9 protein-coding genes and 2 pseudogenes are annotated in these 7306 nt (G+C 70.9%); 9 read left to right on the top strand and 2 right to left on the bottom strand.

What is annotated here, in order from left to right; translation table 11 throughout:
- Positions 1-227 precede the first annotated feature (227 nt).
- The gene (locus IE273_RS45425; protein WP_373309488.1) at positions 228-740 is read right to left on the bottom strand and encodes an HNH endonuclease family protein; all 513 of its coding nucleotides are present in this window, start codon (positions 738-740) and stop codon (positions 228-230) included.
- A gap of 235 nt (positions 741-975) precedes the next feature.
- Between IE273_RS45425 and IE273_RS45500 the strand changes: the two are divergent.
- The 7 genes and pseudogenes from IE273_RS45500 to IE273_RS45415 all read left to right on the top strand — a co-directional run.
- A pseudogene (locus IE273_RS45500) lies at positions 976-2059 on the top strand (IS630 family transposase).
- A 9-nt stretch (positions 2060-2068) separates the two neighbouring features.
- Positions 2069-3019, top strand: a complete 951-nt coding sequence (locus IE273_RS40080; RefSeq protein ID WP_189820027.1) for a S66 peptidase family protein — start codon at positions 2069-2071, stop codon at positions 3017-3019.
- On the top strand, positions 3016-3417 hold the full coding sequence (locus IE273_RS40075) for an amino acid--tRNA ligase-related protein (protein ID WP_189820026.1): 402 nt from the start codon (positions 3016-3018) through the stop codon (positions 3415-3417). Before IE273_RS40080 ends, IE273_RS40075 begins: the two co-directional genes overlap by 4 nt.
- A gap of 214 nt (positions 3418-3631) precedes the next feature.
- Positions 3632-4018 carry a hypothetical protein gene (locus IE273_RS40070; protein ID WP_189820025.1) on the top strand — a complete coding sequence of 129 codons (387 nt, stop codon included), beginning with the start codon at positions 3632-3634 and terminating at the stop codon, positions 4016-4018.
- A gap of 16 nt (positions 4019-4034) precedes the next feature.
- A complete protein-coding gene (locus IE273_RS40065; RefSeq protein ID WP_189820024.1) occupies positions 4035-4451 on the top strand; it encodes a hypothetical protein in 417 nt (138 codons plus the stop codon).
- A complete protein-coding gene (locus IE273_RS40060) occupies positions 4448-5191 on the top strand; it encodes an SDR family NAD(P)-dependent oxidoreductase (protein WP_189820023.1) in 744 nt (247 codons plus the stop codon). Before IE273_RS40065 ends, IE273_RS40060 begins: the two co-directional genes overlap by 4 nt.
- A pseudogene (locus IE273_RS45415) lies at positions 5191-5301 on the top strand (HTH domain-containing protein); the annotation flags it as partial. The gene IE273_RS40060 and the pseudogene IE273_RS45415, both read left to right, overlap by 1 nt.
- 2 nt (positions 5302-5303) lie before the next feature.
- On the opposite strand, the gene IE273_RS40050 reads toward IE273_RS45415, so the two are convergent.
- Positions 5304-5603, bottom strand: coding sequence for a hypothetical protein (locus tag IE273_RS40050; RefSeq protein ID WP_189820022.1), 300 nt, complete (start codon positions 5601-5603; stop codon positions 5304-5306).
- A gap of 21 nt (positions 5604-5624) precedes the next feature.
- On the opposite strand from IE273_RS40050, the gene IE273_RS40045 reads away from it, so the two are divergent.
- Both IE273_RS40045 and IE273_RS40040 read left to right on the top strand, forming a co-directional pair.
- Positions 5625-6221, top strand: coding sequence for a WYL domain-containing protein (locus tag IE273_RS40045; RefSeq protein ID WP_189820021.1), 597 nt, complete (start codon positions 5625-5627; stop codon positions 6219-6221).
- 1 nt (position 6222) lies between these two features.
- Positions 6223-7200 carry a DNA glycosylase family protein gene (locus IE273_RS40040; protein WP_189820020.1) on the top strand — a complete coding sequence of 326 codons (978 nt, stop codon included), beginning with the start codon at positions 6223-6225 and terminating at the stop codon, positions 7198-7200.
- Positions 7201-7306 lie beyond the last annotated feature (106 nt).

Raw genomic sequence — 7306 nt, 5'->3', positions numbered from 1 at the left:
GCAGCGGCGAACCTGGCCGTGCTGCTGCTGCCCGAGGCATGGGAGCACCCGGAGCCGGCGACGGCACGGGGCGATGCCAGACGCGAACCTGTGGCCGCGGCGGGCCAGGGTCACTCGGAGGCCGGCTCCAGGGCAGCGGACGGCAGGCAGCCGGAGGAATGCTGACCCGGTGTCGGCCCGCGCCGTTGCCTCAAAGAAGGCGCGCTGAACACGGACCCGCGCCCGCGTCAGCTGCGCCGGCCCCTCAGTGGCCGGCGCTGGCAGCGGGCAAGGCGGCCTCCGGCCAGCGCGCCCCGGCCGGGAACCCAATCCACCAAGCGGGCAGGGTCAGCGACGGCCGAACAGACCGCGACTCTTCCCCTGCCTCCTGGCGGTGGCGCTCCACTGGGCACCTGGTCCGGGCGAGGGATCAGCGGGCCGGTGTGATGGTGACGGGTACGTTCGGACAGCGGCCAAGGACCCCGGTGATCACGGCCTGCCCGTGGGTGTCGACGCTCAGGGCCCCAGCGCATCATTGTGGCCACCCAGCCGGTGACGTACTGGCAGCGATAGCCGGCAGCCGACGGAAGCCACGTGGACGGGTCCTGGTCGGCCCTGGACCGGTTCGAGGCAGCCGACACCGCGATCAGCGCGCGCTCGTCACCGAGGTCGTTGGCGTAGGCCTCACGTTCCTTCGCGCTCCAGTCGGAGGCGCCGGAGTCCCAGGCCTCGGCGAGCGGGACCAGGCGGCCGATGTCCACACCGCCCGGTTCCTGGATGAAGCAGTCGTCATACGCCGAGAACCAGGCTCCCCCGCTCAGCCGGCAGTTCGCCCCCTGCTCCGGGGCGACGACGGCTTCGGCCTTCAGCACCTCGGCGCGGGTTATCTGCACCGCCCCCCAGAACTGAGTCACATGCGTCACAGGTGCTCCTACTGAGGTTTTCGTGGTGGGGTCGGGTGGTGACGGTTCATGATCCCTGCGATATGCCGGTGGTGTGCGTTATCCGGAGGGTGGGGGCCTGACCGCTGAGCGTCGGGCATTTCGGGAGAAGATCCGGTTCCGGGCCGGTGAGAGGTTCGCGGCGGGCGAGAAGACCGCGGTGATCGCGAAGGACCTGCGGGTGAGTGTCCGGTCGGTGGAACGCTGGCGCGTGCCTGGCGCGAGGGCGGCATGGAGGCCTTGCGTTCTGCGGGCCCAGCCAATTCTCCGACCGTCACCGATGCGCAGTTCGCCGTGCTCGAGGAGGAACTCGGCAAGGGCCCGTCAACGCACGGCTTCGACGATGAGCGTTGGACTTTGGCCCGGGTCCAGACGGTGATCCGCCGGTATCTGAGGCTGAGCTTGTCGGTGGCGACGGTGTGGCGGCTGCTGAAACGGCATGGCTGGTCATGGCAGGCGCCTGCCCGCAGAGCACTGGAACGCGACGAGCACGCCGTCGAACTGTGGAAGAAGGAGGTGTGGCCGAGGGTAAAAGCCTCGCGGCGGCCCACGGGGCCCGGATCGTCTTCGAGGACGAGTCCGGATTCTCCATGACGCCGCCTCGCGCCCGCACCTGGGGCCGGCGCGGACACACCCCCGTCATCCGAGTGAGAGGCCGCTCCCGCCGCAGGACCTCGGTCGCCGCCCTGTGCTGCTACAAACCGGGCGTGCAAAGCCGTCTCATCCACCGGCCCCGCAACCACCTCCTCCTCAAAGGCGCCCGCAAGAGCTTCTCCTGGCAGGACTACCGCGACCTGCTCGTCCGCGCACACATCCAGCTCGGCGGCCCGATCGTGGTGGTCTGGGACAATCTCAACACTCACCTGGCGGTCGGGCTGAAACGCTACGAGTCCGAGCACGACTGGCTCACAACCGTCCGCCTCCCACCGTATGCACCCGACCTGAACCCCGTCGAGGCCGTCTGGTCACTGGTACGCCGGACCATGGCCAACACCGCCTCCGACACACCCGACGACCTCGACCGGCTCCTCCGCCGGCAGTTACGCAGGATCCAGCTCCGGCCACACCTGATCGACGGCCGCCTCACCGCCACCGGCCTGAACCTCACACCACCGACCCCACCACGAAAACCTCAGTAGGAGAGCACTTTGCCTGCCCGTCTCCTGCCCGCGCCCCTCACCAAGGGCGGCCGCGTCGGCATCGTCGCCGTCTCCGCTCCCGAACCGGCCGCCCACCCCGACGTCTTCGACCGGGGCCTGGACCGTCTACGCAGCCGCGGCTACGAGCCCGTCATCGCCCCGCACGCCGCCAACCGGGACGGCTACCGCGCCGGCAGTGAGACGCAGCTCGTGGACGACTTCCACGCCTTCATCGCCGACCCCGGCATCGACGCCGTGGTGCGCGCAGGTGGCGGCAAGACCGCCAACCGGCTGCTGCGCGGCCTCGACTACGAGCTGATCGCCGAGCACCCCAAGCCGATCGTGGGGGTGAGTGACCCGAGTCTGCTGCTGAACGCGATCACCGCCCGCACCGGCCTGATCACCTTCCACGGCCCCGCCGTGCTGTGGGACTTCGGCGCGGAGGAGCCGCCCGCCGCGACGGGAGACCACTTCGCCGCGGTCCTGGCCGGCGACGCCGCGTCCGCGCGCATCGACGCCCCGCTGACCTGGGCGCGCACCGGCACCGCTCGGGGGCATCTGGTCGCGGGCTGCCTGTCCTCCCTGCGCTGCCTGCTGGGCACGGTGTGGGAGCCGGACTGGAACGGCGCCGTGCTGGCGTGGGAGGACGCCTTCAAACCGGTCGAGCAGCTGGACCAGGCCCTGACGCACTTCCGCGACCGCGGTGTCCTCGACCAGATCGCCGGCATGGTCGTCGGCGAGCTGGTGAGCTGCGAGCCCTCCGGCGGCGTGTCAGCGCACGAGATGGTCATGGACCTGTGCGCCGAGTACGACTTCCCCGTCGCCTTCGGACTGCCCTTCGGGCACACCCCGCTCAAGCACACCCTGCCCGTCGGCGCGGAAGCTCTACTGGACTCCGACGCCGCCCGTGGCCTGACCATCACCTCGCCGTGGACCGCGCAGGGAGGTGAGGAGGGGTGACGATCGCCCCGGACCAACGGCGCCTGTACGGGACCCTGCTCAAGCAGTACCCCGCCGAGAGGGACCTGCTGCTGACGAAGGCGGACCTGATGCGCGCCATGCGCGCGTGGCTGCACGAGACCGGATACACGGAGGTGGCCGCCCCCGTCCTGTGCGCGGCCCGGGAGAGCGCACCGATCCCGCAGTTCTCCACCAGCCACCCGCTCACCGGCGACACGTACCACCTCAAGCACTCGGCGGAGGAGCACCTGCGTCGCCTGGTGATGAGCGTGGCCCGCGTGTACGACCTGAGCAAGGCCATCCGGGCCGAGCAGGCGGACGAGACCCACGCGATCGAGTTCACCATGCTGCAGACCGCCGCCCGGGACATCTGCCTGGACGACGGCTCAGGCTGGTGACCGAGCTGGTCCAGCACACCGTCCAGGCCGCGTTCGCGTCGCTGCAGACTCCGGGCGGGATCGACTTCTCCGTCATCCCCCGCCGCGCGGTCGACGACGCGCTCGCCGAGGCGCTCGGCCTCAGCCGCGCCCCGAGGGGGCCGAGCTCGTCGCGGCCGCGCAGGCCTGGCTCAAGGACCACGGCCTGCCGGCCAGTGACTCGCGCTGGGCGGTGATGGAGGAGTTCGTCAAGCACGCCGTGGAAGCCGCCGTCACCACCCCCGTCGCGCTGTACGGCTTCCCCTCCGAGCTGCGGCACAACTCCCGCGTCGACGCCCATGGGCGGGCCCAGCGGTTCTCCCTGATAGCGGCCGGCGTGGAGCTCTGCGACGGCGGGGTGAAGCTGCGGACCGCCGACGACTACCGGCCGATGGTGAAGACCAACATCGCCTTGCGCACCCAGATGCACGGCGTGCCGGCCGACGAAGGACCGGTCGACTTCTTCGCCGACATCGACTACGACCCGGCGGACGTCTTCACCTTCGGCCTGGGCATCGAACGGCTGCTGGCACTGTGCACCGGCCGGACCGTCTTCGACACCCTGACCTTCCCCTACCACTAGCCCAAGAGGACCCGACGTGCCCAAGCCCACCCTGCGCGCGGTGGTGATCACCGAAAGCCTCACCGGCGGAGCGCTCCCCGCGGCGTTCTCCGGCCTGGAGGACCGCCGCTACGCGCATCTGCTGGACGAGCAGACCCCCATCGAGATCATCGAGCTCACCGTGCCGGCCGACCGCGCGCCGGCGCTGGCGCTGGAACTGGCCGCCGTCCTCAAGCCGCGGCTGTTCTACGCGCACCTGCTCGACGGCGAGCGCATGCTGGTCGCGTTCCCGCACACCGTGGTCGCCATCCGGCGCGGCGATGCGGCGGCCATCGCCCACGCCCAGGCCGTGGGATCCCTCTTCGGCATCCCCGACGAGCAGATGCGCTTCGCCGAGATGTTCGACACCGACCACCCCGACGCCCCCGCACAGCCGGAGGCCACGGCCCGGTGACGTCTCACCCGTCCTCCAGTGCCCCGCTGGCCGTTGTCACCGGCGGCAGCGGGGCGCTGGGCACCGCGATCCGCAGCCGCCTGACAAATGACGGCTGGCGCGTCATCTCCACTTACCGCACCCGGCCGCCCGAGCCCGCCCCTCCCGTGGGGCACATCACCTGGGTGCGGTTCGACACCGCCGACGACACCTCCACCGGGGCGCTGCGCGAGGCCGTCGCCGCCCAGCCGGGCCGGCTGCACGCGGTGTTCGCCTGCGTCGGAGCGCCCTCCAGCAAGCGCCCGGTTGGCGAGACGTCCCTCAGCGAGTTCGCAGCGGTCCACGCGGCCAACGTCCTCAGCCTGGTGAGCACCTGGCACGCGGTGGCCGACCGCGCCCGCCGCGACAGCACCGCTGTCCTGGCAGTCGGCTCCGACGCCGGGCAGGCCGCCCGCGCGAACAACGGCCCCTACAGCGCGGCGAAGGCGGCCCTCGAAGCCCTCGTCACTACCCTGGCCAAGGAAGAGCACCAGCACGGCGTCCGGGTCAACCTGATCGCCCCCTCGCTCATCGACTCCCCCCTCGCCGCGCACGTCATGGCCCTCAAGGGTGTCACCGATCCCGACGAGTACTTCGCGCAACTGCCCTGGGGCCGGCCCCTGACCCTGGAGGAAGTCGCCGCGGCCTGCGTCGAGCTCGCCACCGCCGCGCACTGGTCCTACGTCACCGGTCAGGTCTACCCGCTCGGAGCGCTGCGCTGATGGTCGACCCGGCCCGGGCGCGCCAACTGAGCATCGTCCACGTGCTCCGCAGCCGCACCACCGTGCCCGCACGGGACCTCGCCAGCCGCTTCGGCGTCTCCGAACGCACCATCTACCGCGACATCACCGCTCTCACCGCCCACGGCATCCCCATCCAGGCCACCCCGGCAAGGTCGGCGGCTACCGCCTCGCACCCGAGAGCGCCCTCGACCCGCTCACCATCGACTCCGACCACGCCCTGCGGCTGTACGTCCTCGGCTTCCTCGACACTCCCGACCAGAGCGCAAGCGCGGAAGAACGCGCCCGCACCGCAGGCGTCAGCGACAGCGTCCAGGACGTCATCCGCCGGCTCGCCCAGCGCATCCACTTCGACACCGCCGACTGGTACTGGCGCGACGAAGGATCCGGCCACCTGCCCGTCCTGCGCACCGCCATGCTCACCGCGACCGCGCTGGAGGCCACCTGGCGCACCAAGGACGGCCAGCACAAGACCGGCCTGCTCAAGCCCTACGGAGCGGTCTGGAAAGCCGGCGAGTGGCACATGGTCGCCGCCCACCCCACCGGCGCCCCGGCCCGCTTCCGTCTCAACCTGGTCGACCGGCTCCAGCCCACCGACCTCACCTTCGCCTACCCCGAGGACTTCTCCGTCCGCGAGTGGTGGCAGCAGACCATGGAGGACTACGGGAAAGGCGACGTCCGCGTCACCCTGCGCGTGGCCCCCGCGGCCCGGGAAGAACTGCTGCGCCTGAGCCTGAAATCCACTTCCCGAGTACACGAACACGACGACGGCTCGCTGACGATCGTCCTGTTCGTCGACCGCTGGGAATGGCTCATCCCCCTGGTCACCAGCTACGGACCCGACGTCGAGATCACCGAACCGGCCGAACTGCGCACCGCCGTCGTCGCCCAGTTACGCAGCACCCTCGCCGTCTACGACCGCGCCGTCCCCACAGGCCCGGTCCCGCCGGACGGCCTCCCCCACGACGACTCCCGCCTCCGAAGCACCCACGGCCGCCACCCAGGAGCATGACGTGCGCCCCACCCGCCTCGACCACACCGACACCCTCGAACTGCCCGTCACCGGCGACGGCCCGTTCAACGCCCTGCACACCTTCTGGAAACCCTCCCACTACCTCACCGGCCTCGAAGCCCACACCGAAACCCGCAGCTGGCGCACCTTCCGCGTCGACGACCTCGTAGCCGGCGTTCGGCTGCGCGCCAAGGGCCGCACCGTGATCGCCGACGTCTACACCGACGGCGACTACAAGCCCGCCCACCGCGAGCACCTCACCCGCCGGCTCACCACGTCCTACGGCCTGGACGAGAACCTCGCCGAGTTCACCGAACTTGCGGCAGGCGTACCACAGATGCGCGACGTCCTGCGTGATCTGTCCGGCATGCGGCAGTCCTGCCCCGAGGACTACTTCGAGATCGCCGTGATCGCGCTGCTGCAGAACGTCACCATCCACCGCACCACCCAGATGTCCCGCAACCTCCTCGTCCACCACGGCCGCCTCGTCCACTTCGACGGGATCACCCTGCGCGCCTGGTTCACCCCCACCGAGATCGCCCGCGTCGCCCCGGAGACGCTCAAGGAGCAGGACCGGCTCGGCTTCCGTGCCAAAAGCCTGCCCCACTACGCCGCGTTCTTCCGCGAGCACACCACTGAAGACCTCCAAGCGGCCGACGACCTCGGCGAGGCCGTGCAGCAGATCAAGGGCGTGGGCCCCTACACCGCCGCGGTGATCGCCTCGCACGCCTCCCGGGACCCGGCCGCCTTCGGCATCGACGTATGGAACCGCAAGATCCTCGCCCGCCGGCTCCTCGACGCCGACGACGCGGCACCGGAAGCCGTCACCCGACGCCTGAACCAGCTCTTCCCCGGCCGCGCCGGAACCGCATGCCTGTACTTCGTCGAGCACGAGTACCTCAACGCCCCCGTCGCTCCACTTCTCGACCCGGACGGCATCGACGCCTGGAACGAGGCCTTGGAGAACCCCACGCCCTGACTCCCCCGACCCCGGTCAAGGGCAGCCGCGCCCGGTGCCGCTGCCTCCCCAGCCATGCCCTCACGACCGCAGGGCAAGTCCACGAACGGGTGACACGAAGCGTTCG

The sequence above is a fragment of the Streptomyces olivaceoviridis genome (assembly GCF_014650115.1).
Classification (GTDB): domain Bacteria; phylum Actinomycetota; class Actinomycetes; order Streptomycetales; family Streptomycetaceae; genus Streptomyces; species Streptomyces olivaceoviridis.
The sequence above is the reverse complement of the archived record's forward strand: the minus strand, read 5'-3'. Positions and strand labels throughout refer to the sequence as shown.